21 protein-coding genes are annotated in these 24,613 nt (G+C 39.6%); 7 read left to right on the plus strand and 14 right to left on the minus strand.

The genetic code is table 11. The features are described from left to right. Positions 1–22: 22 nt before the first annotated feature. The 6 genes from AN395_RS01485 to AN395_RS01510 all read right to left on the minus strand — a co-directional run bounded on the left by AN395_RS01485 (position 23) and on the right by AN395_RS01510 (position 5,903). Positions 23–1,126 (minus strand): HupE/UreJ family protein, encoded by a 1,104-nt coding sequence (locus tag AN395_RS01485; RefSeq protein WP_054981832.1) that lies wholly within the window; start codon positions 1,124–1,126, stop codon positions 23–25. Then, the gene (locus tag AN395_RS01490) at positions 1,123–2,151 is read right to left on the minus strand and encodes a tetratricopeptide repeat protein (protein WP_054981833.1); all 1,029 of its coding nucleotides are present in this window, start codon (positions 2,149–2,151) and stop codon (positions 1,123–1,125) included. Before AN395_RS01490 ends, AN395_RS01485 begins: the two co-directional genes overlap by 4 nt. Before the next feature lie 56 nt (positions 2,152–2,207). Beyond that, a complete protein-coding gene (locus AN395_RS01495) occupies positions 2,208–2,720 on the minus strand; it encodes an Ig-like domain-containing protein (RefSeq protein ID WP_054981834.1) in 513 nt (170 codons plus the stop codon). Positions 2,721–2,730: 10 nt separating this feature from the next. Beyond that, a complete protein-coding gene (locus tag AN395_RS01500; RefSeq protein WP_054981835.1) occupies positions 2,731–4,323 on the minus strand; it encodes a DUF4331 domain-containing protein in 1,593 nt (530 codons plus the stop codon). A 375-nt stretch (positions 4,324–4,698) separates the two neighbouring features. Beyond that, a complete protein-coding gene (locus AN395_RS01505; RefSeq protein WP_054981836.1) occupies positions 4,699–5,382 on the minus strand; it encodes an anti-sigma factor domain-containing protein in 684 nt (227 codons plus the stop codon). Then, positions 5,379–5,903 carry a sigma-70 family RNA polymerase sigma factor gene (locus AN395_RS01510; RefSeq protein WP_024031922.1) on the minus strand — a complete coding sequence of 175 codons (525 nt, stop codon included), beginning with the start codon at positions 5,901–5,903 and terminating at the stop codon, positions 5,379–5,381. Before AN395_RS01510 ends, AN395_RS01505 begins: the two co-directional genes overlap by 4 nt. Before the next feature lie 457 nt (positions 5,904–6,360). Here AN395_RS01510 and AN395_RS01515 point away from each other — a divergent pair, with 457 nt between their 5' ends. Continuing rightward, positions 6,361–7,980: a diacylglycerol kinase family protein gene (locus tag AN395_RS01515; RefSeq protein WP_054981837.1), complete on the plus strand. Its 1,620-nt coding sequence runs from the start codon at positions 6,361–6,363 to the stop codon at positions 7,978–7,980. Between the two features lie 38 nt (positions 7,981–8,018). Here AN395_RS01515 and AN395_RS01520 read toward each other — a convergent pair whose 3' ends face one another. Together AN395_RS01520 and AN395_RS01525 are read right to left on the minus strand one after the other, a co-directional pair. After that, positions 8,019–8,327, minus strand: a complete 309-nt coding sequence (locus AN395_RS01520) for a VF530 family DNA-binding protein (RefSeq protein ID WP_004588743.1) — start codon at positions 8,325–8,327, stop codon at positions 8,019–8,021. Positions 8,328–8,381: 54 nt separating this feature from the next. Then, positions 8,382–8,684 carry a DUF1496 domain-containing protein gene (locus AN395_RS01525; protein ID WP_004588742.1) on the minus strand — a complete coding sequence of 101 codons (303 nt, stop codon included), beginning with the start codon at positions 8,682–8,684 and terminating at the stop codon, positions 8,382–8,384. A gap of 117 nt (positions 8,685–8,801) precedes the next feature. On the opposite strand from AN395_RS01525, the gene AN395_RS01530 reads away from it, so the two are divergent. Further along, a complete protein-coding gene (locus AN395_RS01530; RefSeq protein ID WP_004588741.1) occupies positions 8,802–9,035 on the plus strand; it encodes a TIGR02647 family protein in 234 nt (77 codons plus the stop codon). Here AN395_RS01530 and maiA read toward each other — a convergent pair. Together maiA and hmgA are read right to left on the minus strand one after the other, a co-directional pair. Beyond that, positions 9,032–9,661, minus strand: a complete 630-nt coding sequence (gene maiA, locus AN395_RS01535; protein ID WP_054981838.1) for a maleylacetoacetate isomerase — start codon at positions 9,659–9,661, stop codon at positions 9,032–9,034. The genes AN395_RS01530 and maiA overlap by 4 nt on opposite strands. 5 nt (positions 9,662–9,666) lie before the next feature. Beyond that, complete coding sequence (gene hmgA / locus AN395_RS01540) at positions 9,667–10,965, minus strand: homogentisate 1,2-dioxygenase (RefSeq protein WP_054981839.1); 1,299 nt, start codon at positions 10,963–10,965, stop codon at positions 9,667–9,669. A gap of 395 nt (positions 10,966–11,360) precedes the next feature. On the opposite strand from hmgA, the gene AN395_RS01545 reads away from it, so the two are divergent. Further along, positions 11,361–11,786, plus strand: coding sequence for a MarR family winged helix-turn-helix transcriptional regulator (locus AN395_RS01545; RefSeq protein ID WP_054981840.1), 426 nt, complete (start codon positions 11,361–11,363; stop codon positions 11,784–11,786). 124 nt (positions 11,787–11,910) lie between these two features. Here AN395_RS01545 and AN395_RS01550 read toward each other — a convergent pair whose 3' ends face one another. Together AN395_RS01550 and AN395_RS01555 are read right to left on the minus strand one after the other, a co-directional pair. Continuing rightward, positions 11,911–15,027, minus strand: a complete 3,117-nt coding sequence (locus AN395_RS01550) for a TonB-dependent receptor (protein ID WP_054981841.1) — start codon at positions 15,025–15,027, stop codon at positions 11,911–11,913. A gap of 330 nt (positions 15,028–15,357) precedes the next feature. Then, a complete protein-coding gene (locus tag AN395_RS01555) occupies positions 15,358–16,203 on the minus strand; it encodes a S1/P1 nuclease (protein WP_054981842.1) in 846 nt (281 codons plus the stop codon). 233 nt (positions 16,204–16,436) lie between these two features. Between AN395_RS01555 and AN395_RS01560 the strand changes: the two genes are divergently transcribed. Both AN395_RS01560 and AN395_RS01565 read left to right on the plus strand, forming a co-directional pair. After that, complete coding sequence (locus tag AN395_RS01560; protein WP_004588735.1) at positions 16,437–17,318, plus strand: hypothetical protein; 882 nt, start codon at positions 16,437–16,439, stop codon at positions 17,316–17,318. Then, positions 17,311–18,255 carry a hypothetical protein gene (locus AN395_RS01565; RefSeq protein ID WP_054981843.1) on the plus strand — a complete coding sequence of 315 codons (945 nt, stop codon included), beginning with the start codon at positions 17,311–17,313 and terminating at the stop codon, positions 18,253–18,255. The genes AN395_RS01560 and AN395_RS01565 overlap by 8 nt, the downstream gene beginning before the upstream one ends. A 41-nt stretch (positions 18,256–18,296) precedes the next feature. Here AN395_RS01565 and ushA read toward each other — a convergent pair whose 3' ends face one another. Further along, positions 18,297–19,919: a bifunctional UDP-sugar hydrolase/5'-nucleotidase UshA gene (gene ushA, locus AN395_RS01570; RefSeq protein WP_054981844.1), complete on the minus strand. Its 1,623-nt coding sequence runs from the start codon at positions 19,917–19,919 to the stop codon at positions 18,297–18,299. A 301-nt stretch (positions 19,920–20,220) separates the two neighbouring features. Between ushA and AN395_RS01575 the strand changes: the two genes are divergently transcribed. Next, positions 20,221–20,979, plus strand: coding sequence for a peptidylprolyl isomerase (locus tag AN395_RS01575; protein WP_054981845.1), 759 nt, complete (start codon positions 20,221–20,223; stop codon positions 20,977–20,979). Positions 20,980–21,027: 48 nt separating this feature from the next. On the opposite strand, the gene AN395_RS01580 is transcribed toward AN395_RS01575, so the two are convergent. Further along, complete coding sequence (locus tag AN395_RS01580; protein ID WP_054981846.1) at positions 21,028–21,447, minus strand: MAPEG family protein; 420 nt, start codon at positions 21,445–21,447, stop codon at positions 21,028–21,030. 168 nt (positions 21,448–21,615) lie between these two features. Here AN395_RS01580 and AN395_RS01585 point away from each other — a divergent pair, with 168 nt between their 5' ends. After that, the gene (locus AN395_RS01585) at positions 21,616–24,507 is read left to right on the plus strand and encodes an insulinase family protein (RefSeq protein WP_054981847.1); all 2,892 of its coding nucleotides are present in this window, start codon (positions 21,616–21,618) and stop codon (positions 24,505–24,507) included. The last annotated feature ends 106 nt before the right edge of the window (positions 24,508–24,613 follow it).

Genomic DNA, 24,613 nt, shown 5'->3' on the forward strand with positions numbered 1-24,613 from the left:
CAAAAGACTCGCTTTTTCAATGCTAAATGCGCTCTACGCACCACAATAGTGCCATTGCAGCGATAGCAAGGGAGCCAATTGGCATCACCCATTTTATGTAAATAGGTTTATTGCGCATTGTTAGTAACACCGGCAGTGCAATACACAATATACTTAGCTGCCCAAGCTCTACACCTAAGTTAAACGCTAAAATGCTGAGCAATTGATAATCGCTCGAGAGCCCAAGCTCACCCAGTACACTGGCAAAGCCCATTCCATGTAACAAACCAAACGCAAAAGTAAGCCAGCCAAGGCGTAATATAACCGGCCATACATTGTTTAAAGCCGCAAATAATACCGAGATTGCAATACCTAGCTCTACCCAGCGGCTACTTGGCGAAACAAGATTAAGAGCCGTAGCAGTAAGGGTAAGTGAATGCGCAAGGGTAAACGCAGTCACAATCCACGCAGTGTGCTTAATAATGTGCTTTTTACTTGCTATTGCCTGCCAGTGACTATCATTGCGTGTTAAAACGCAGGTTAAAAGTAGTGCAATTAAAAATAAAATATGGTCAATACCAATCCAAATATGTAACACGCCTTGATAAACATATTGGTTAAAAGTCGTTAAATAACTCGATTGCCCAGTGGTAAAAGTGTGTTGTTGCTCATCTATAGTGAAAACCCGCGAAACCTGATTTACATTTACAATAACTTTGTGATTTGCATCTTGGTTAAAAAAAGCGCGGTACGTTAACGTTACATCTGCATCAGTGTTACAGCTAAAAACTAGCGGTAACACTAAATATGCTTCATTAAAATGATTATCTAATTGGTAGTTATCGGTGATTGTTAATGGGCAAGTTAGCTCATTTTGTAAAACCGATAGAGTATTTTTGGCATAGCGATTAATAGCCGTCTTTTGTGATTTTAATTCGCCCCAGCTTATTAGGGTGTCTTGGTTAACATCAAGCGCAACTTGTTGTTCTAAATCGCTAATATTTATTTGCCATGTGCCTGTGTATTGCTTTTCGTTATCGGTATTATCCAGCGAAATGTAGCTTGTGCTCAACTGATGTGCTTGCACGCTAAAGTTGGCAAATAGCGCAACTATAAATAAAACAAATAACGCGTTTATTTTACTCATAAAGAATCCCTAACCATCGTATTTGCTTGGCTTAGTAAGTGTTTATCTGTACTCATTTTTGCTTGCTGCCAATTTATATTTGCCCAGTATTGTGCCTTGGCTTGGTTTGCTTGTACATGAATATAGTAGTTAGCTAAGTCGTTGGCATGAAAGGTATCTTGGCGTTGTTCACGTAATTTTACGCGCTGTTGCATGAGCGGTTGCCACACCGTATTAGTGTGCTTATTACTGCGTTTTTCAGCTATGGCTAACTTGAGCAAAATAGCGTCTTCAAGCGATGAGTGGCTATTGGCAAGTTTACCGAGTGTATTAAGCACTTTTTCAGGGTTGTTTTGCTGCAGTTGAATTTCGGCCCACAGCACAATAAGGCTCACTGGGGCTGTGTTTAAATCAATATTATTTATATGCTGCTGCGCACGGGTGAATTTATTGAGTCTAAACGCCATTTCGCTGAGCACATGTTTTGTCGTTAAGCTGCTGTTTTTGTTTTGCGTAAGCTTAACTAACGCGTGATAACTTTCACTCAGTTTGCCCTGTTGGCTTTGTACATCTAGTACACACGTGCTGGCCGTTAATAGGCTGGTGTTACCAATTAATGCCACACAATGGCGCTTAGCTTGTTCAAATTTGCCTTGTGTCATCAACATATTAGCGAGTAATAAATGGGTGTTTACATGATCTGGCTGGGTTTTTAATACGTTATTAGCAACGTCTATGGCACGCGAAAACGCATGCTCCTTTTGAAGTACCCGTGCATATAAATAACCGCTTTGTGCAGTTGCAGAAGCGGTATATAGGTTTTTTAAGCGTTTTTTTAATACACCTTGATAGCGCGCTGTTTGGCCTATGTATTGGCTATTTAGCACCAGCGCAGTGAGTTGCTCAAGGGTTAAATTAGCACTTAATGTTGCATTGCTTGAGGCAATAATTGCGTTATCTTTTGGGGTAATTGGTTTTGCAAGCACGTTATTTACACACAGTGCAGCGCAAAAAACAAAGAGCATTTTTTTATAATGACTGCGCATTGTTTTATCCTCTTAAAAAAGCCATCCATGGCCATCAGCTTAATTTACTTACTGAGTTAGTTACCAGAAGCGCCTGATGAAATACCGCTTACGTCTGTGTCTGTATTGATAAAGACACGTCCGTTGGTAGATAGCGGTTGCGCAGTGGGGCTTTGGTTAAATGCATCGCTTGCAAATTGTGCAAAGTCCACTTGCAGTGCTTCAATGGTTATATTTACCGCTGCAGTCACTTGCTGGTTAACACCGTCTGATACGCCAAACATAAAGCTGTCGCTACCGGTTGCTTCTTTGTTTGGGGTATAGGTGAAGCTGCCATCGCTATTTACTACAGCGTTACCTAATGTCGGCTGCGAAGTTAATGTGTATGTTAATGTATCGCCATCAGCATCGGTTGCCACTAACATGTCGTTAATTTCAACTTCTGTTTGTGTAATTAACATTGCATCACTAGCATTGGGCGCAGAATTTACAACCGGTGTGGGTTGTTTATTATCATCATCACTGCTACACGCGCCTAGTGCCAAAGCGCATAACAATATACTGCTATGGGTAAGGTTTAAATTACGCATACGTTACTCCTTATTTAGAGCCTGCAAGTGGGGTGGCTAAGTATGGGAAAGTGGCATCCATCATGCTCGCATCAACTGGAGCACCATCAGTGAATGGCACTGTACCTACATCAGCATCCTCTGGTGTACATAGGCCTAAGTCGGTGTCTTCACCATTTACAGGAATAGGATGACATAAACGCCCCATTACCACGCGAAGTGCAATATCAACGACATCGTCACCTGGACGGCGCCCGTTTGGAAAACCTGCTAAATCATCACCGGCTACACCAAATGCAGACTGATCAGTTTGTGCTGTGGCTGCAATTGCAGTATTTAAACGTAGCATTTCTGATGGCGTTACGGTGGCTTGTTGGTTTACCCCTGCAAAACCAGTTAAAAATGCGGTGATTAAATCAGTACGTGGAAAGTTAGTTGGAGCAAGAGTTTCTAAATTAGCACCAAGTGTGGTATTTACTGCATCTTTAAATAAAATATTTAACAGCTCTGGTAAAGACGGGTGCGAAACGTAATCTAAAAACTGTGCATCGTCTTTAGGGTGAGCCGTTGAGAAGGTATCTTTGTCTTTAATACCAATAACTAGCTCATTAACTAATGGATTACCTAAGCGTGAAACCTGCGTTAATGCACCGCCATTTACCGCGTTATCTGCAAATTTAGCGTTAGGGTTTAAAATGCGTGCTTGAGGTAGGCTCGCTGTTGTCCATGAACCAATTACGCCGTTGCCTTCACCTACAATACAGCTTTTAGGCATTTCAACTGCAATTGAGGTAACGTTTTTATCTACGAGGTCGTCATTCTCACTGCTTTGTGTAATCCCTCCAGGGAAACCACCGCCATCCCCAGCACCTGGCGCACTATCACCTTCAACGGGAACGTAATTTACTAAATCGAATGTTTTACCTAAGTTAACGACAAATGGGTCTTTGCGCTGACCAACAAATACTTTGGCCATACTGTCACAGCCTGGTACCGAAACTTGATAAACAAACTGATCTGCATAGGTTTGGTAATCAGCCATTGAACCAAATGTTTTGTCACCAATATAATCAAGCGGTTTATTAAACGTGGTTGAACTGGTGGTGATATTACTTAATGCTGTACTGGTACCCGTGCGTTGTGGACCGCTTATAATGCTGAGTGTATATGACTCGCTAAAATTAGCGGCGCTATCATCACCTGCTGCTACACCACCAACGTTTTTAAGAGGTACAGATACAGTACGCTGATTATCTTCTGGGCCAACGGTTAATTGCACGCCTTGATTATCGTTTGGCAGCATACTGGTAAAATTAAAAGCAAAGGTAATATCCTCAACTGCATCACCGTCGTTATCAATATGAATACTGTAGGTTGCATCTGGGTCCATAGCAAAGTAGTTAGGGCCGCCGTAGGCATCTTGTAGAGGAATATAGTTGGCAATAAATGTAACGTAGTCGTCTCTGCCTGCTTCATAACTATTAAATACGTAAAAGTCGGTAGAGTCTAAGGTTGGAAAGCGGCTAATGTTCGGCGCTTCACGATGACTTGATGCCTCGCTAGAGGTGCTTACTAAGGTACTGCATACTACTACTGCGAGTATAGATGGAGTTAAAGCTTTCATGACTTTTTCCTTTAGTTTTGATTGGAGTCATAACTAATAACGAAACAAAAAGCACAATGGATGCAAAAAAGTTAAATGTTTTTTTATTTTGTTAATAAAGGGGTGTTTAACGTTCAAGATTAAATTTTCAGCAGGCTGTTTTGCATTTAGATAAGGAAGTGATAAGAGAGTGTTAAGGGGCTGAAGCGGTTTGGTTTTATACTTATTACAGGGGGTGTATGCAATTAAAATAACGCAGCAGGTATTGAGCACACAATATGATAAGCATCGCACTGCGATTAAGCCTACTTTAGTTTAATCAAATATTAATGGTTACCCAAGGTAAATAAAAAGGTTGGCCAAACAAAGTTTGACCAACCAGTCGCGTTTATTTAGTTATAAAATAACTAAATCTGTCGTGTACAGTACTTGTGTTGGTAGGCCGTTTGGCGAGCCACCTAAAGGCTCTAAGCTAACAGCTAGTAGGGCAATGTCTTGTGCCTTAAAGCGCGTGCCTTTGAGTAACTGTTTTTCACCGTTTTTAGGCAGTAGACCCAACGAAATTGGCGTGTCTTGCCCTTTTAAAATCATCCACAGCTCGTAGTCTTTATCGGTTTGCGCAACGAGTTTATCACTGGCTTTAACCGATAATGTTTGCTCATCTACGTTAATAAACCACAGTGATTGCTTATCTTGATTTTGTACTACTGCAATTTGTTGGCTGTATTGGGGCTGAGTTGTGGGCTGAATAACCAAAAATGCTAAGATAATACAGGCAGCTGTGGCTATAAATGACCAATTGCGCCATAGCGATGTAGCTGGTTTGATCACCGTTTTAACGGGTTGGTTGGTGTGTTCTAATGTATTTAAAATATTTTGCCACACTTGCGCGCTGGGTGTTTGAGGTGTAATTGCACTGGCTAAATCATTTAAATTTTGCTCCCACATTATAGTGGCTTCTCGGGCTTGCGGTAAGCTGAGCATTAAGCGCTGAAAACGTTTTCGTGCCAGGCCTTTTAAAGTACCTAATACATACTGCCCTGCTAAAGCATCAAGTAATTCTGGTTTATTATAATTCATAATGTTAAACACCTCTGCAACTGCTGCAAACCACGCCTGATCCAGCTTTTAACTGTGCCTAAGGGCGTTTCTATGTGATTGACTAACTCACCATGGCTTAGCCCTTTGTAATAGGCTAAATGAATGGCTTGTTTTTGTTGGGGGTCAAGTTGCTCAATACAATTAACAAGTTTGGTTTGTTCGTCGTAACTAACATCGACAGCTTGTTCATCGTATTCATCGTCACCCATTGCCTGCTCTTTTCTTACCTTGTGATAACGCAATGCATCTAAGCTGCGGTATCTCACAATGCTTATCATCCAGCTAATAACTGTGCCTTTAGATGAGTTGTACTCTGACGCGTTATGCCAAATTTTTATAAATGCCTCTTGCAGTACTTCTTCTGCGTGCGCGCGGTTTGACAGCATATTTAAACTAATCGCAAAAAGCTTTGCGCTTGTTTGCTGATACAAATCAGCAAACGCGGCTTTGTTACCCTGTGCTGTTTTACACAAAAGAGGAAGTAAATTGTCGTTTTCCATAAGGTTCCTGTTGTTTTTATTATTACCGAGGTGTGTTGGGCTTCGTGAATTAAAAATTGTTTTATTTAAGCGCAACTTAATCGCTTTGAAATAGAGATTAAACAGGCTGTTATAAATTTAACCAATAAAGATAAACACACTCTCAATAAACGTGTGAAAAGAGTGATTGGATGCAAAAACTTTTAAGCTGACATTTATATTAGCTGCTGTACACATTGAAACAAGTTTTAAATATAAACAGTTACCTTTGAGTAGTGAGAAAAAATGACCGATTACTGTGTAAAAAGCGCCTAATATGCGAATACAGCTAAAGCTAGCTACTTTTATTTATTTTATATCAGTTACTTAGTGTTGTTTTTGTTCCTAAAAAACAACTTTTGTTGGCGTGTAAATTGCTACTACACTTATACACAGCTGTAAAAAAATGTGCCAAAACAGTAAAAATAAAGGAGAAAATATGTGGGCTGCAACGAGTTATTTAATTTTAGCGTTAATTTTTATATTTATAGGGTGGGAGGTTAACTCGGTATATTTTGCAGTGGTATTTTACTGGAGTGCATTGTCGTTAATTCTTGTCAGTGGTGCTTACATTTTTAATTTGGCGAAAATTTTTAGAAAGCGTGAAAATGGTGTCATCCCATTTTATATTCGCTGGGCATTTGTGCCTTTTTTACTGGGTGCTCAAATTTACAATGCGTATTCTCGCAAGCACGATAAAGTCCCTCCCATTCAAAAAATTAACGACCATTTATTTTTAGCATGCCGATTGTTCCCCTCTGATATAGATACGTTAAAAGAAAACGGCATAACGGCAATATTAGATGTAACGTGTGAGTTTGATGGCTTAGAATGGAGCTCTACACAAGAAGATATTAGCTATTTAAATATTCCGGTGCTTGATCATAGTGTGCCTACCCATTCGCAATTAAATCAAGCCATTAACTGGATACATCATCATATTAAAGAAGACCGCCGCGTGGTAGTTCACTGTGCACTGGGCAGAGGGCGTTCGGTATTTGTTATGGCAGCGTATTTACTGAGCCAAGATAAAAACGCCGATGTTCACCAAGTGCTCGCGCAAATAAAAGAAACCCGCGAAACCGCAAATCTTAATAAGCATCAGCTTCGTCATTTAGCAAAGCGACATAAAAAGGGCGACCTAGTTATTAAAAACAAAGCCGTTATTATTGCAAACCCTGTGTCGGGTACCAAAATGTGGCAAGACAAAGAGCATTTAATAGTGGCTAGGTTGTCGGCGTATTATGATTTAGAAGTATTAACCACCACCAAAGAAATAGACGGTATTGAGCTTGCTAAACAAGCCATTAAAGATAAGCCAGATATAATAATTGCCTGTGGCGGCGATGGAACCGTGACAGAAGTAGCAAGTGTGTTGGTAAACACTCAGTGCAAGCTGGGTATTATCCCAATGGGCACAGCCAATGCATTAGCGCATGTGCTTATGGGGATTAGCTCTAAAATCATTCCTGTTGAGCAGGCCTGCGATCTTATTATTGATGGGCAAACCCAAACAATTGATACGGCCTATTGTAATGACGAGCTTATGCTGTTGTTAGCTGGGATTGGTTATGAGCAATCAATGGTAGAAAAAGCAGATAGAGACTCAAAAAACGAATCGGGTCAGCTTGCCTATTTAAGTGGTTTTTTTCAGGCATTTAGTGAGCAAAAAGCGCAAACCCTTTATGTCACCCTTGATGATAATCAAACGCAGCAAGTAAATACAAATAGTTTTATTGTGGCTAATGCTGCGCCATTTACTACGTTATTAGCCCAAGGAGGTGGTCAGCCCGATCACGAAGATGGCCTATTAGACATTAATTGGCTGCTACCTAGTGATGAAAACACCACTCGCGTGTTAAGCATTGCTGAACTTATGTTTAGTAGTATTACACAAAAGCATTTAGCAATTAGCTCGCATCATACCAACGCTAAAAAAGTAACGATAACCGCAGACGAAGAAATTAAGTATGTACTCGATGGTGAAATTAAAACAGCGGATACGCTTACTATTACAGTTGCCCCTGCCTCGTTAAATGTAATTAGTAAGGAGTTATAAAATACAAAATGCACGTATTTAACGTGCATTTTTGTGTGTTACTTTTTAATGCTTGGCCAAACAAACCCACTGCTGTCGCTTTGGCTGGCAGGTTTAGGGCGCTGAGCGCTTTTGGGTTTACGCAGCGGCTTGTTACTTAACGTATGTAAGTAGAGAGCTTCAACTTTATCGCGAGCCCAAGGGGTTTTACGCAAAAATTTTAAGCTTGATTTAATACTCGGTGAGTCGGTAAAACATTTAATGTTTACTTGCTCGCCCATGGCTTTAAACCCTAAGCGCTGCTCAAGCTCTACTAAAATTTGTTCTAACGTTACCCCATGAAGAGGATTTTTTGGTTGATTATCCATAGCCATACTACTTATTTAAACTGTGCGCATTGTAGCGTAAATCCGCTTTTAGCGCTAATTGACCGTAATGGTTTTAGGCTTTGTGGGATAAACAATATTGCCTTTTTTATCTAATTTTAGCCAAATTAGCTCGCTGTTATTATGCTGCGGGTTATTAGCTGCGCACACTAAGGTAAAAGAATGTACTTGCACCAGCGCGCCTTCACTATAACGTTTGTTGTCGTACCAACAAATATCACCATTATTAATAATCTCATTAGCGTCAATAATAGAATGCGTTTTGACTGTTTTTGCATAACTGCTAGGGGCTAAAGTGAACGCTATTAAAAAAATAAATAAAACCATAATATGGCGCATGAGCGACCTCGAATTTTGATAGTTTAAAAATAGTACACACGATTAAAAAACATGCTAGGGTAAGTAATAGCGTTAAACAACACTGACTTAAACACACAATTATAAAAAGGTGAACACATGCAATTTAATCAAACAATGATAGATGAATTTACGTTATTAGCTAAATTTCCACGTGAGAGCAAAATGCAAGGGATTAAGTTACATTCGGATGCTGAACCAAATTTATTAAGCGCGGCACAAAGGTTGTTTGATAAAGGCGTGATAGACAGCCCAGATGGCGGCTATTTAACCGAACTGGGCCTTGATTTAATAGAGCACGTGAGTGTTATTCACTGCGCATTAAAAAGTTAAACTGCATCGCGCTGATTTTGCGGCGCGGCGTCACTAAAAGCGGGTAATGCATTACAACGTGCATAAATGGCTGCAATTTTTGGATACGCAGCCATATCTACATTAAAACGCAACGCATTAAATACCTGTGGCACTAAGCATATATCAGCGAGAGTGGGTGTATTGCCTACGCAAAACTCATTGTTTTCACTTAACATCAATTCAATTTTTTCAAATCCAAGCTCTACCCAATGCCTATACCAGGCGGATTTAGCTTGCTCGTCTACACCCAATTCGTTACTTAAATACTTCAGCACTCGTAAATTATTTACTGGATGAATATCACATGCCACTGCATAGCTAATATTACGAATTTGCGCTTTTTGCCATGCAGTGCCATAAATTAACGGCGTTTGCGGATAGCTTTCATCTAACCACTCTAAAATAGCCAGTGATTGCGCTAATACGCCTTCGTCCGTTTCAAGAGCAGGAAGTAAACCTTGCACATTTTTATCTAAGTAAGGCTGCGCTAGCTGTTCAGATTTAAGTAAATTAACGAATTGCATATCATGCTCAATGCCTTTTAAATTAAGTGCTATGCGTACACGGTATGCGGCAGATGAGCGAAAGTAGCTGTATAGTTTCATTGTTATTATTCCTCGCCTGTAAAATGTTTTGTGATACTTCGCCAGCACTGAGTGTAATTAGTTTGACGCTCTTTTCCTTCAAGGGCATATTTAGTGGGCGATATTATGTAACGAGACTCAAACATAAAGGCCAACGTGTTCTCGTATTTTTGCGGTGCAAGCTCAGCGTTAGATGCTTTTTCGAATACCTCGGCTTCAGGCCCATGTGGCGACATACAATTATGCAAACTAGCGCCTCCTGGTACAAACCCGTGCTCTTTTGCATCGTAAACCCCTTCTATTAAGCCCATAAACTCACTCATAATATTGCGATGATAGTAAGGAGGTCTAAATGTATTCTCTGCCACCATCCAGCGCGGTGGAAAAATTACAAAATCTACATTTGCCATGCCTTCAGTGGCTGAAGGGGAGGTAAGTACAGTAAATATAGAAGGATCTGGGTGGTCAAAACTCACGGTATTAATAACATTAAAACGTGCTAAGTCGTATTTGTACGGTGCGCTGTTACCGGTCCAAGCAACTACATCAAAAGGCGAGTGTGTAATAGGGCAACTAAATAAATGACCGTTAAATTTAGTGACTAATTCAAAGCTACCTTCTTTATCTTCAAATGCAGCGACAGGGTATTTAAAGTCTCTGTCGTTGGCATAGCCATTTGCCCCGACGGGGCCGCGCTCGGCAAGTTCAAATGCGTGACCATAGTTTTCACAAATGTAGCCACGTGCGGTTTCATCAATTAAATCAACCGAGAATTTAATCCCGCGAGGAATGACGGCAATTTCCCCCGGCTTTACTGTGAGCTTTCCACATTCGGTGTGTAATAACAGTTCGCCATGCTGAGGCACAAACAACAGCTCACCATCGGCATTACAAAAATAACGCTCTTGCATAGAACTGTTAGCAACATAAACATGAATACCCATACCGGTTTGTCCATTGGCACTGCCATTTGCAGCCATTGTAATTAAGCCATCAATAAAATCAGTGGGCTGTGTGGGAATATCAATAGGGCTCCAGCGCATCATTGTAGGGGGCGTAATTGCTTCAGTTATAGGCGCTGTTCTTATTAGTGCGTTATCTATAGCGGTGTATTCACCTTGTACAACCGATGGGCGAAGGCGGTACAGCCACGTGCGACGATTAGCGGCTCGCGGGGCGGTAAAGGCCGTGCTGCTAAATTGCTCGGTGTATAAATTGTACTTCACCTTTTGTGGGGTAAATTGCCCAACAGGCAATGCACCGGATAGCGCTTCGGTTTCAAACTCATTGCCAAAACCGCTCATGTAGTTTATTTCGCTGGCCATATTTAGATCCTGTGAGAGTGACATTGTTTTATTTTTCTAGGGCCTGTTTATCTTTCGAGGTTGAATTTACAGCAGTCTGTTTGGGAATTAGGCAAGGCAGAGCCTATGCAGTGTGGTTGTTCCCCATAAATAGGCCATAACGTAGCATAAATGCCAAACAGGCGCTGCCCGAAGGGTTCTGCCTAGAGGCCATTTACTCTTTGTTGCTCGGTTTTTTACTTAGCCCACTAGGTTACAAACCTCGCGCCGCGATTAAATGGAATCCTGAAAGGTCAACAGGCCCTAATTAGTTTAAAGTACTCTCAAGTGAGAGTAATTTCAAATGGGCGCATGTTTTAGCCTGTAAATAAAAATGCACAGTTTTCACAGTGTGTAAATGCGATGAGAAAGTAATAATGGAAATAGATCTAGAGCAGTTTTTGCCCTATCAGTTGAACCAAATGGCAAATCTCATAAGCGATGATTTTGCGCGTGTTTATCAGCAAAAATACAACTTAACCATCCCTCAATGGCGGGTGTTGGCAAACTTAGCACAATATGGCAAAAGCAATGCAAAAGATTTATGTACTCAGGCCAATATGGACAAGTCAACGGTTTCGCGAGTTATAAAATCATTGCTGCAAAGAGGGTATGTTGAAGCACAACTAAATCAGCAAGATAAGCGAGTGACGCAGGTTATGTTAAATGAGCAGGGCAATGCAATTTACAAGCTCATAGCACGTGATGCACAAAACTGGGAAGCGCAATTAGCTGAAAAATTTAGTAAGCAGCAACAAGTCCAATTGCTAAATTTACTAAAAGAGCTTAAAGGTGCCTTATAAAACCAATCCGCAATAATACTTAATCATTTTGAGGGGATAAATAGATCATTTAATTAAGCTGGTTGGTAAAAAAAAGCCCATCAAAAGATGGGCTTTAATTAGTCGTTTTTTTACGTTAATGCGATTAGAAAGTGTAACGAACACCTACACGCATTTGCCATAATGACGCATCAGATTGTACTGATGTATTTGCGTTGTTTTCATTAAAGCCTGAGTAAACGTAACGGCCTTGCTCATCAATCGTTGTAGAAATCATGCTAGCGCCAACGAAAGGACCTTTTTTAAGTACGCCCCAATCATCGTTTAATAGGTTAGTTAAGTTATCAATTACGAAGAACGCTTCACCTTTATGGCCATCCATAAAGCCTGGTAATTCTTGAGTAACTTTAAAGTTAAATTTAACAAACCAATCTGAGTTTTCAGCATTACGGCCAGTGATTTCACCACGCTCTAAACCGTTAGACGCGATAAAGTCGTTAAACGCGTTAATTTCATCAGCGCTCATGTCGTAAACAACGTTAGGATCGTTTTCAAGTGGTACGTAAAGTAACTGACGGCTACCGTTCCAGTTGCTATCCCCGAAGTTACGATCGCTACCATCAAACGTGTAGCTGTATGGTAAGCCTTTGTATGCTTCACCGTATAGGTTAAAGCGAGTAGCAAAACCATCTACAAATTCATGTGTGTAGCCAAGCGTCATAGTAAAACGGTGCGGGATTTCGTAATCTGATGATGCAACACCAGGGTTACCCGGATCCGTTAGCGCAATATTACCGTAGTTTGAGCCGGCAACAGAGCTTGTCATTGGGTTAACATCGTCTGAATCTGTGTATGCGTAACCAAAGTTAACGCTTACGCCATTATCAAACATTTTGCTTACTGCTAATGAAATAACAGATGAATCACCGCTATCACCACTTACATTTGTAAGAAGGTACTCACCAGAGCGGCCTTCAATAGACTCGTAAAGAGGGCGACCATCAAATGTAGTTTCGCCCGAATCCTGAAGTGCGATGTCACGCATTAAGGCAGCATCTTTCTTCTTAGAGTATAAGTAATCAAGTGAAATTACATACTCGTTTTCAGTTGTGTATGTTGCACCAATTGAGTATTTCCACTCTGAAGGAATTTCAAAATCTGGGTCAACAGCGTTTGTTGCTGAATCACCCGAGCCGATAACAGTGTTAGCAACTTCATCAAACATATCTTGTGGTACTTCAAAACCAGGCGCGCCGCCATTTACGTTTGGCGTGTTGAATAAATCAACTGGGCTTCGGAATGTACCGATGTTAGTAATACCATCGTTAGAGTAAGAGTTAGATAACCACACATTTGGGTTACCACCAGAGAATAAGCCAACACCGGCGCGTACTTCTAATTCGTCTGTTGCATACCACTGGAAGCCAACACGTGGTTGAAGTAAATCAATACCATCGAACGTGCTTTGGTTACTAAAGCCGTAGCGGTCAGTAAAGTTTTGGTTGAAGTTAGGTACGTCATCACTTGTGTATTTATCGTAGCGTAAACCAAATGTGATGTTTGCATCTAAGTCTGTAAATGCGTATTCATCTTGTACATAAAACGTATGCTGAGCGTATGAAAAGCTTGCAGCTGCATCGTTTGGATCGTTAGTCGCTGCAGCATTATTGTAGTAAACACGGTCAGCTAAGCCATCTTCAAAATCATCGATTGAATCAAAACGATATTCACCTTCAGTATGCTGTACGAATAAGTTAAATACGTCTAACTCTTCAAACTCATAACCAGCAGTAATTGTGTGTTGGTCAAGGTAGTAAGTACCCGCTACTTTAAATGTAGTGGTATCGTAATCTAAATCATTTGATTGACGAGAGTCATCTGGACCAATGTAAACCGTACCACCATCTTCTGTACGAATTTGCATTTCGCCAAAGCTGCTAGCAGCATCAAGTGACTGTACAGTTGCATCTAGTTCTGATTTACCAATACGAACTTCAGTTGAAAAGTAATCTGACCAATCTGAGTAAACAGAACCAATAATTGATGTGAATTCTGCACTTTGGTCGTAAAAGTGGTTTGATAGTGAAACACGGCTAGAACCAGTATCAGACTGTGAAACCGTATTACCATCGTTGTAGTTATAGATTAAGTTTGCACGGTGATCTTCGTTGATGTTCCAATCTAATTTAACTAAGATTTTTTCATCTTCAACAGGCATACTTGAAGGCATACCGCCTACGTCATAACCATATACAGATTGAGCTACACTTGTAATACGAGCAATATCATCTGCAGTTACACTGCCGCTGCTTAAACCGTCGTAGTTAAACTGTTGAACACCTTCAAGTTTTTCATATGAAGTGAATAAAAATAGTTTATCTTCGATTAACGGTAAGCCAACGTTAAAGCCGTAACGTTTTTCGGTGTAGTTACCGTTATCAACGTCTTCGCCTTCAATTTCGTCGCCTTTGAATGAATCACTTGTGAAATCGTAGAAGATGCCACCGTGAACTTCATTACCACCAGATTTTGTTACCGCATTAATGTTACATGAGGTAAAACCACCGTACTGTACGTCAAATGGTGCTAGCTCAGCTGAAACTTGCTCAATTGAATCAAACGAGAAAGGGGCACGAATAGTAGGGTAACCGTTCGAGCTTAAACCAAAGTTATCGTTCATACGAACGCCATCTAGCGTTAAGCTGTTGTAACGAGGGTTACCACCGCCACAGTTGATTGAACCGCGGCTATCATCAATTGTGATACGCGGGTCAATACGAATGATATCTTTTAAATCACGGTTAATAGCAGGCGTGTTTTCAAGATCAGTTAAAGTAAATGTAGACGCTGGGCCAGTACCACCAGACATAGAGCTGATAGGTGCACCTGTTACTACAATTTGCTCCATGCTTGATTGTGGCTCAAGTGCAGCATTTACTGGGTAATCGTTACCAATGTTTAGGATAATGTTATTAAATTCTTGATCAGCATAAACATCAGAATCAACGATTACCTTGTAAGGACCACCAACACGAAGGCCTTTAGCAGTAAAGTAACCTGCATCGTTTGCTTCTGTTGTTTTAACTGAGCCAGACGGTACGTGTAAAATTGTTATTTTGGTACCTGGAGCTGGGTTACCGTTTGGACCGGTAATTTGACCCTTAATCGCAGAGGTTGTTTCGTTGGCGAATGCAGCGCCACTTACACTTACACACGCAGCGATAGCAAGTGAGAGTGCTGTTTTTTGAAGTTTAGTCTTCATTTTCATTTCCCGTGAAAGTTATAATTAAATTGTTATTTTAAGTAGTATAAAGTCAGCAGTGTTGTTGAATTTATACTCTTGTAATATGCAAAATTAATTTGCACAATTTATACTTGTATACTTAACTAAATTTGGATTAATTACTTATTGTTATGTTACCGCCGTTATGTGACAGTATTATGAAATGCAAACTTTATAATTCCTTTTACAATTAATTATTTACATTTTGTAATTAATACATTTTTAGCTGTATTATTTTAGCTATACTCCAGACCGTGTATAAACATAAATTAATTCCCGTGTGTAGGTTTTTTATTTATAGGTTGATTGTTATTTTGTCGTTATTTTTAATTTTTTATTGTCATCTGACGAATCAAATAAATAGTTCAATACACCCGCAAGCCTAACGCCTGCTTTTTGCAAACGCTGCTTTACAAGCGGATTGTATTTGAAAACATAACTATAGCTCACTTCATCACTGGTTGAGGTATAAATATCTTCGGCCAGTTTGTGAGATTCCATCAGCCAAGTAGTAGGGCTGCTGTTTAAGTATGTTTTAATTAATGCTGCATCGTCGGTATCTATAAACTTAGCGTATTCAGTGTAAGCTAAGTTTTCATTTTCTATTAATCCAGTGTCCCAAAGGCTATGCAAATTGGTTTCGTTGTCAAAAAAATCAACTTTAATTAAATTGCCGCCTCTATCTTCACTTCGCCCAGCATGAAATGGTTGATGGCTGTCGCCAACCAAGTGAACTAAAAACTTTAAAGCAAACTGTTTTTCATTAAGGGAAGAGGTAGATGACTGAAGTGTATTAATAGAGAAGTAAATACCTTCTAGAATATTTGTTACATCGTCTTTGCTGTGTGTATGTGCGTGATTTAGAGAAAGTGTTTTATTTTTAGGAAGGTTTATGTAGTGCCAGCGTGAAGATTTTTTACGCCAAAATAGTTCAGGACTAGATCGCATTTCATCTGCCCAAGTAGAAATTTGAGCTAGGGATTGTCCTTCTAATAGTGGCAACAGGTTCTGCACTGTTTCGTCACTCAAATGTTGCTCTGCAATATGCCCAACAATTCGATGACCATTTTGACCCCACGCATACGCTTTAGAAGTTGTAAAAACAGCACCAATTATTAACGTTGTTGCTACGAGAGTAGCAATTTTAATGCGCATCAATGTTTCCTGCATTTATTTTTATTCACCTATTAGCTGGTGTAAACATTGTGATTGTTTTTGCTAAATATAGAAAGGAGTCAAGAGCATTCATTATTTCTTATTCATAATTGCGTTAAATCAATGACTTACCTTTGATGGGTAAAATTACCTGTTGTAATAAGTAAATAATATTGTTCAAATAAAGCCTTAGGGTTGTTAGGTACATCTTATTGATGGGGTTTGGAAAGGTCATGTTACATAAACTGTCGTTTGTTACACTTTTGTTTCTGGTTATGGTTGCTGCATGGTCTGTTGGAAAGGTGAGCGTTAAAAGTGATGAAATAAATTTCCCAGAACTAATAAAAACGTCAACACAATGTTATACAACAGCCAGTGAAAACAAAAATCAGCTTATTGTATTTACGCCATCGCAAAGCGTGGCAGAGAAGCTTACAGAGTCTCTATGCCTTGATACCGTGGTAACGAAACAATACGGTTCAGTTAAAGGTTACTGGGGTGACAGTACAACGGAAAGCTTCGATTTTGTCGGCAAAGGGATTGCAGACCTCGTACTTGCAAAAAATAATATAATGGATGCCTTTAATGCAGAGCTAACTTATAACTATCAATCTGTGGTGGGCTTTTCTGATTACACCGCATTTTTTATCTCCTCAAAAGAAAAACCACGCTTAACAAAACAATACTTTTTAGATAAGCGTATAGGCTTATTAGATTACCCTACAAGCCGCTCTGGCCATATACTTCCAAAGAAAATGTTTAAAGATTTAAATATTAACTTAGCCAATTTAGATATTACTTACGCCAGTTCGCACAGCGAGCTTCGTGACTTATTAGCTAATGGGCAGGTCGATATTATTGCGTCTTTTTGGAAAGAAAGTGATGCTGCTCGTTTTTCAAAAAATTATATAACCCCTTTAAGTAATAAAATTTCAGGTTCGCGCTGGTATCTAAAAATGCAGCAAAACAATACAGACCTTTTATGTGCTGTACAGCGTCATATTCTTGATATGTCAAAGGAGCAAACACTGAGTTATTACAAAGAGGCGCAATCATACTGGGATTGCAGTTCAGAGCAGGTAACAGCTAAAGATGAGAGCGTTAAAAATGGATAAGTATAAATATGTTTTTTTTGGCTGCGCTGTTTTTATTATTAACTGTTTAGTGTTTTATGTGTCTGTAATTAATGAGCAGAGTGACGCTATTAAACGCCAGGTTATTGAAACCGAAAAACAAGTTGCGCTGGATTTACCGTTAATTGCGCTCTCTAATGAGCTCTTAAAGCACTCGGGTAACCAACATGCAGTGCAAGACTACTTATTAAAGCTCAACGGCTATTTAGACAATAACCTTCGCTTAGTTAAAATTGTGCCAAAATCTGCTAAACCTTTAACTTTAAAGCCAAACCAGTTTATAAGAACACTCAAGTCGAGCACTACCCATGTCTCTTTAGTGTTTGAGAAAAACGCACATTTTTGGTCAGAAAACAGGTTTTTAATTTGTTTGTTATTTTTGGTTTTGAGTATTTTATTTAGCAAATGGCTGAAGTCTATTATAGGTATGCCTGTAGGTGCTAAAGGCCCATCATTAAACGCTGATACTGACTTAGGGAAACCAAAAGAGCTGGCATTGATCATTGATTTAAACACTAAAACACTCAGTAATAGTTATATGCCTGAGGCTACAGTGTGTTTAGCTAACAAACCGTTATGCTTTTATTTAGCATTAATAGAGTTTTGTCGTGATAATAAAGATGTTGTGCTAAATCAAAATAAATACGTGCCAGATGAGCTTATAGAGCTTGCTAATAAGTACTTTTATAGGTTGATTGAGCTTGGGCATACTATACGCAAGCGGCCAAATTTTAATATCAGCTTAGAAAAAACCCTCAGTGAAATTCGTGCAGCCCTAGACGAAGTCTTAAATGAACACCCTGATATGAAAGATATTTATTATCCGCCTAAAGCATATGGCGAGGGCTCTCGCTCACGTTTACACAGTTACGGTTTAATAAATATTGCAAAGGGAAACATAGAAATAAAAGGAAAGTAGTCAGCTACTTTCCTTAAACATTATCTTTTAATAACGTTTTGTTATTTAGGTGCAAACTGCGCAGCTTTAAGTGGACTATTTTGCGATACAAAGGTTTTAAGTGCCTGGGCATCGGTTTCATCTGTGCTCACAAACCCTTTGAGTTTATTAATAGCAGGGTAACCGTCACCACCTGATGCGTTATAGCTATTTAAACTCATACGGTAAGTTTTATTTTCATCAAGTGGCTTACCATCAATGAGTACACTGACTAATTTGCCATTTTTACGGGTAAACGCTAATTTGTGATATTGCAAATAGGCACCTGCATCCACTGGGAAGCTGGTCACTGTTTCTAAGTAGTTCCATAAATCACGCCCTTGCCAGTCCATGTAAGTAATGCGATTTTTAAACGGATGTACTTTTAAAATATCTTTATAGCTAATATCGCCAGCTTCAATAGAGCTTCTTATTCCGCCACCACTAATCAGGCCAAAGTCGGCGCCAACTACATTCATTTGTGCCTGTATAATCACACGCGCTAAATTAGTTTGTTGGTAACGTACCTTGTTTCTATCGCCCTCTAAACGCGTATCAACACTGCCAATTTTACCTGCAATTTGTTTTGCGCCTTTTGCTTGGTAACTTGCTAAAAAAGCTTCTAGGGTCGGATCGGGTTTAATGTATTCGTTGGCTAATACTTGTTTACTAGACCCATCGGCTTGAATTTCATCAACATATAAATTAACTGGCAACAATTTATAATCAAGTAGGGTGAGCTTTTCGTTCTCTAGCTTAAACTCTGCCTTACCCACATACTTGCCCCACTCATGTGCTTGCATAATCCATGTGCCGTTTTGCTGATCGGGCTTACACGCAAGACCGGGTTTAAAGTTATCGTCATTTTTATTTTTAGCTGCCATACAAACCGGCTCTTGCGAGTGACCACCAATAATCATATCTAAGGTATTAGCGGGTAAAGAGCGGGCAAGTGTGACATCGCCCGGGGCATTAATCCCAAAGTTTGCATCTACATAATGGCCCATGTGAGTAAGTGCAATAGTGATATCGGGGTTGTATTGCTCATTAATTTTTTTAGCGAGAGCTGCCGTCACATCAACAGGGTCTTTAAATTCTAAATGGCCAATATATTGTGGGTTAGCTATTTTAGCGGTGTCTGTAGTGGTAAGTCCTATAACCGCAATTTTTAAGCCCCCCTTTTCAAAAATTTTATAGCCTTGAAATGCGATTTCCCCAGTTGCTTTGTCAAAAATATTTGCAGACAGTAAGGGAAAGGTAGCCCATTGCTGTTGCTTAGTTAAAACGCTCAGTGGATTATCAAATTCATGGTTACCAATTGCCATAGCATCGTAACCGAGTAACGACATCCCCTTAAAATCAGGCTCTGCGTGTTGTAAGTCTGACTCAGGTATACCGGTGTTAATATCACCGCCAGAAAGCAGCAATACTGCATGGCCTTGCTGTTGAGCTTTGTTGCGTAAAGCGTCAATTAACGTTTTACGCGCCGCCATACCATATTCACCTTTTTCGTTATGCCAAAAGCGCCCGTGATTATCGTTAGTATGTAATACAGTAATATACTGTGGGGCAGTGGAGGTGTTTAAAGGTGAGTTTGTACAACCTATAACAGATAAAATAACTGAAAATAAAATAATTATACGCATGAAATACCCATTTATTATGGTGTGCTTAATTTATTAGGCGGTTAGTTTAAACTAATTTAGCGATAAATAACGTACTTATTTTATACTTTTTTATATTCGAGTTTTAAAAGTAATATTAAATTATTAAATGCTTTACGCTAAGCGAATACAGCGAGTGTTATTTAAAAGAATATGTAATGAAGTGTAACTAAAAGGGTGTTAATTGTAGTTGTGCCTTCTAAATGCTTTTCCTTGGCGTATAGTGTGGATTAGAATTAACACTTAATTTAAATAACAATAACAATAACAAAAAGGACTCATAATGAAAAAGTGCCTGATTGGCTCACTACTTGCGTTTTCGTGCTTTACTAGCCAAGCCACTATTGTTGAAATGCAAACTTCGCACGGGGTGATAGAGCTTAACTTGTTTGATCAACAAGCCCCCAATACGGTTGCTAACTTTTTAAGTTATATTGAAGATGACGCATACAACCAAACCGTTATACACCGCTCAGTCAGCGACTTTGTAATACAAGGTGGTGGCTTTACATTTACCGACGAATTAGTGCCAATAACCACCAAGCCTGCTGTTGTTAATGAGCCTGTTTTATCTAATGTGAAGGGCACAATTGCGATGGCTAAATTAGCCAACGATGAAAACAGTGCAACGAGCCAGTGGTTTTTTAATATGGTTGATAATAGCGAAGCGCTTGATGCCCAAAATGGCGGTTTTACAGTATTTGGACAAATTACAGCGCAAAGCCAAGCTACGCTCGATAATATTGCTGGATTGGTACACTGCGGCGATATCCCATTGGTTGATATAACCAGTGAACAATGCTCAAGTAGCGATGTCGCTCTTAGCAGCGCTAACTTTGTAACTATTAATAGTGTGGTGGTATTAGATGACGACCCGCTTTCATCTGCCAACTTAAACCCAACAGCCAATACATTAATAAGCCAAGACGATTCATCGGCAGAGGCTGGCTCATCAAGCAGTTCGGGTGGGAGTATGGGTGTTGGTTTTTGCTTAATTGCACTGCTTGGTGTGGGTAAACGGTTAAAACGCGCTAAATACTAATTAAGTGTTAAAGAGTAAATAAAAAAGCGGCTAATTAAGCCGCTTTTACTAAAATGCTAAAATTCGCCAAACAATCGCGAGCCATAAAGCAAACACACTGGCGCAGCCTAGTAAAAAAACATTAAATCGCAGCCTTACATTATTACTGCCAATATGAATAACCGTATGCACAATACGCGAAATAACAAATAAGCACGCAAGCGCAGTAATTAAGTAGCTAGCGCTGTTAAGTTGCAATGCAACAATACAACCGATATAAAAAAGCACTGGTATTTCAAACTGATTGGTAAAGTTTCTATCTGCTACGCGCACGGTATCGCCTGCGTTATCAAGGCGCATGGTTTTAAAATCGCTCAACTGTAATTGTTTGTTTTTTGCAGCAGCAAAGCGTCGCTTGCCCATAATTAACATTACAACGAGCGATAACGTTACTTGTGCAAACATGGCGAGTATTATTATTTTTTCCATCCTATTTCCTTCGTTATTATTTTACTGACTTTAAGTATGCAGGTGTTTTTCACAATGTGTTACATAAATTAGTATTATTTTGTGGTAAACCCTTAATTGTTAGTGTTAATTTAGCTCTATTACGTTGTTTTTAGCGCATCCTAAGCGCAATTTTAATGGAAAAACAAAATGAAAAAAATTCTTGGTTTTAGCGTCATCGCTTTAGCAGTTTTAAGTGGCTGTACTAATACATCATCTACCTCATCGGTTGCTAGTTCTTCGCAAAGCTCCTTACTCTCAGACACATTAGTTGTAAGCCCAAATGATACGCGCGAATATAAAACCCTTACCCTCGAAAACGAAATAGAAGTCATTTTAGTCTCTGATCCAAGCGCTGAAAAATCAGCAGCATCGCTAAGTGTAGGCGTAGGCTTACTACACGACCCTATGATGCAGCAGGGTATGGCACATTACTTAGAGCATATGCTTTTTTTAGGCACAGAGCGCTACCCCGATACAAAAGGCTACTCTGACTTTATGACCAAAAATGGCGGGGTAAATAATGCGTATACCTGGCTCGATATTACAAACTACATGTTTAAAATTAATAACGATGCCTTTGATGAAGCGCTAGACCGTTTTGCTGATTTTTTTAAAGCCCCCAAGCTGTACCCTGAATATGCAGATAAAGAAAAAAACGCTGTAAATGCCGAGTGGTCAATGCGCCGCGAAATGGACTTTTTTGGCCAGTTTAAACTTGCCCGTAAAATGATGGGTGATCACCCGGCAAATCGCTTTTTAATTGGTAACCTAGAAACGCTAGGAGACAAAGAAGGCAGTAAATTACACAAAGAAACGGTCGACTTTTACAATAAATACTATTCATCTAACATCATGAAAGTGGCGCTTATTTCAAATTTGCCAATTGAGCAAATGGAGCAAAAAGCAAAAACTTATTTTGCCGATATCGAAAATAAACACATTGAAAAGCCAACCGTTATTGCAGAGCTTGATTTTGATAAAGCCGGTGGCAAAAAAGTATATTACTCACCTAATGAAGACGTAAAACAGCTGCAACTTGAGTTTACTATTAATAACAACAGCAGCGACTTTGCGGTTAAACCTAACCGTTATGTCAGTTATTTATTAAGTAATGAGATGCCAGGTAGCCCGGCACAATTACTACGCGACAAAGGCTGGGTATCGCAATTAACAGCGTCTCCTTCTCCTAGTCAGTACGGCAATTACGGCGCGCTTACTATTTCGCTAGAATTAACCGATGAAGGCATGAAAAACCGCGAAACAATTGTCGCAACTATTATGCAATACATTGAACTGATTAAAAAAGAAGGTGTAGATGCTAAGTACTTTAATGAAATTCGTACATCACTTAGCAATCAATTTAAGTTTTTAGAAAAAGGCGATGAGTTTAGCTATGTCAGCTCGCTTACTGGTAGCATGCAAGATTACCCATTAAATCATGCCATTGATGCGCCTTACTATTATGCCAAATTTGACGCAGAGGCGATAAACGAGGTACTTAAACAATTAAATGCCGATACGCTGCGCGTTTGGTATATTTCGCAACAAGAAGAAACCGACTCGCAACTGCATTTTTATGATGGTAAATACCGCATAGAAGATATTAGCGATGCCGAAATTGCCAGTTGGAAAACATCAAGCGAGTTTAAGCTTGCTTTACCAAGTGTAAATAACTTACTACCTGAAAGCTTTGCTATTAAAACAGCTGAGTTTAAAGAGCAAAAACACCCTGAACTGGCTTACGATAAAAACGGCGTAAAAGTATGGCGCCAAGCAAGCCAAAAATTTGCTGCCCAGCCAAAGGGGTTGGTTGAGGTATATATTAATACCCAGCCAGGCTTAAATGATATTAATGCTGAAGTACTTTACTCAGTATGGGCCGACTTATATAACATTCAACAAAGCCAACTAAGCACCGAAGCCGCCATTGCCGGCATGAGTGTAAACCTTGCGCCAAGTAATGGTTTAGTTTTATCAATGAGTGGCTTTACCGATAAGCAAGATGTACTTTTAAAACAAGCGCTAAGCGGGTTAAAAGCCGATGTAACGGCACAAGCATTTACCCAAGCAATTGATCGCTACAAACGTGGCTTGTTAAATCAGCAAAAGCAATTTCCGTATGCACAAGCATTTGGCGCCTACTCAAAACTTATCCGCACAGGCAGCTTTGATACAGAGGCACTGATAAAAGCGGCAGAATCGTTAAGCGTTGCCGATTTAAACAAGCTAAAAACAGCCACATTTGCCACCAACGATTTACGTGTATTTAGCTACGGTAATTACAACCAACAAGATATAGAATCGATAGCCACTGAGCTAAGTGCCACTTTACCAAGCAATCATACATCGAGTGAGTTTGCGCGCAGTAAAGCATGGTTACCACAGCCAGGCGAAACGCGAGTATTGCAAAAAGATATTGATGTTGCCGATGTGGCAGTAGTTGATATGACTGTTCACCCAGTGCCAGGGTATAAACAAAAAGCGCAAGCCGCGGTGTTACAAAGCCACTTTAGAACCATTGCATTTGATAAAATGCGTACCGAAGAGCAGCTTGCATACGCGGTAGGTGCGCTGGCTCGCCCAATAGAGGATTACTCGGCAATTGGCTTGTTTATTCAAACACCTGTTAAAGGGCCAAAAGAAATACAGGCACGTTTTGATCAATTCAAAAAAGAGTACGCGGTAGAGCTTGATAATATGAGCTTAGATACTTTTGCTCAACTTAAAAATGCCACGCTTGTATCACTAAAAGAGCAGCCTAAAAACCTAAGCGATGAAATGGGGCCACTTATTACCGATTGGTATCGTGAAAACTTTAACTTTGACTCTAAGCAAAAGCTAATTGATGAAGTTGAAAAAGTAACGCTTGAAGATATTAAGCAGTACTACAAACAAACTATGCTAAACCCACAAGCCGCACGTTTAAATGTGCAGTTACGTGGTACTAAGTTTGTAGAAAGCGACTTTGCTGATTTACCAAATCAAACCAAAATTCAATCGCTTGAAACCTATTACAATGGTATTAAATTACAAAAATAAGCTATATATATTTATACAGCTAAATAATACCAATCCGCTTAATTAAGTATTATTGTGGATTGGTAAAACACCCCAATGTAGTACTACATTGGGGTGTTTTATTTGT

The organism is Pseudoalteromonas sp. P1-30 (genome assembly GCF_001400005.1).
Taxonomy (GTDB): Bacteria; Pseudomonadota; Gammaproteobacteria; order Enterobacterales; family Alteromonadaceae; genus Pseudoalteromonas; species Pseudoalteromonas atlantica.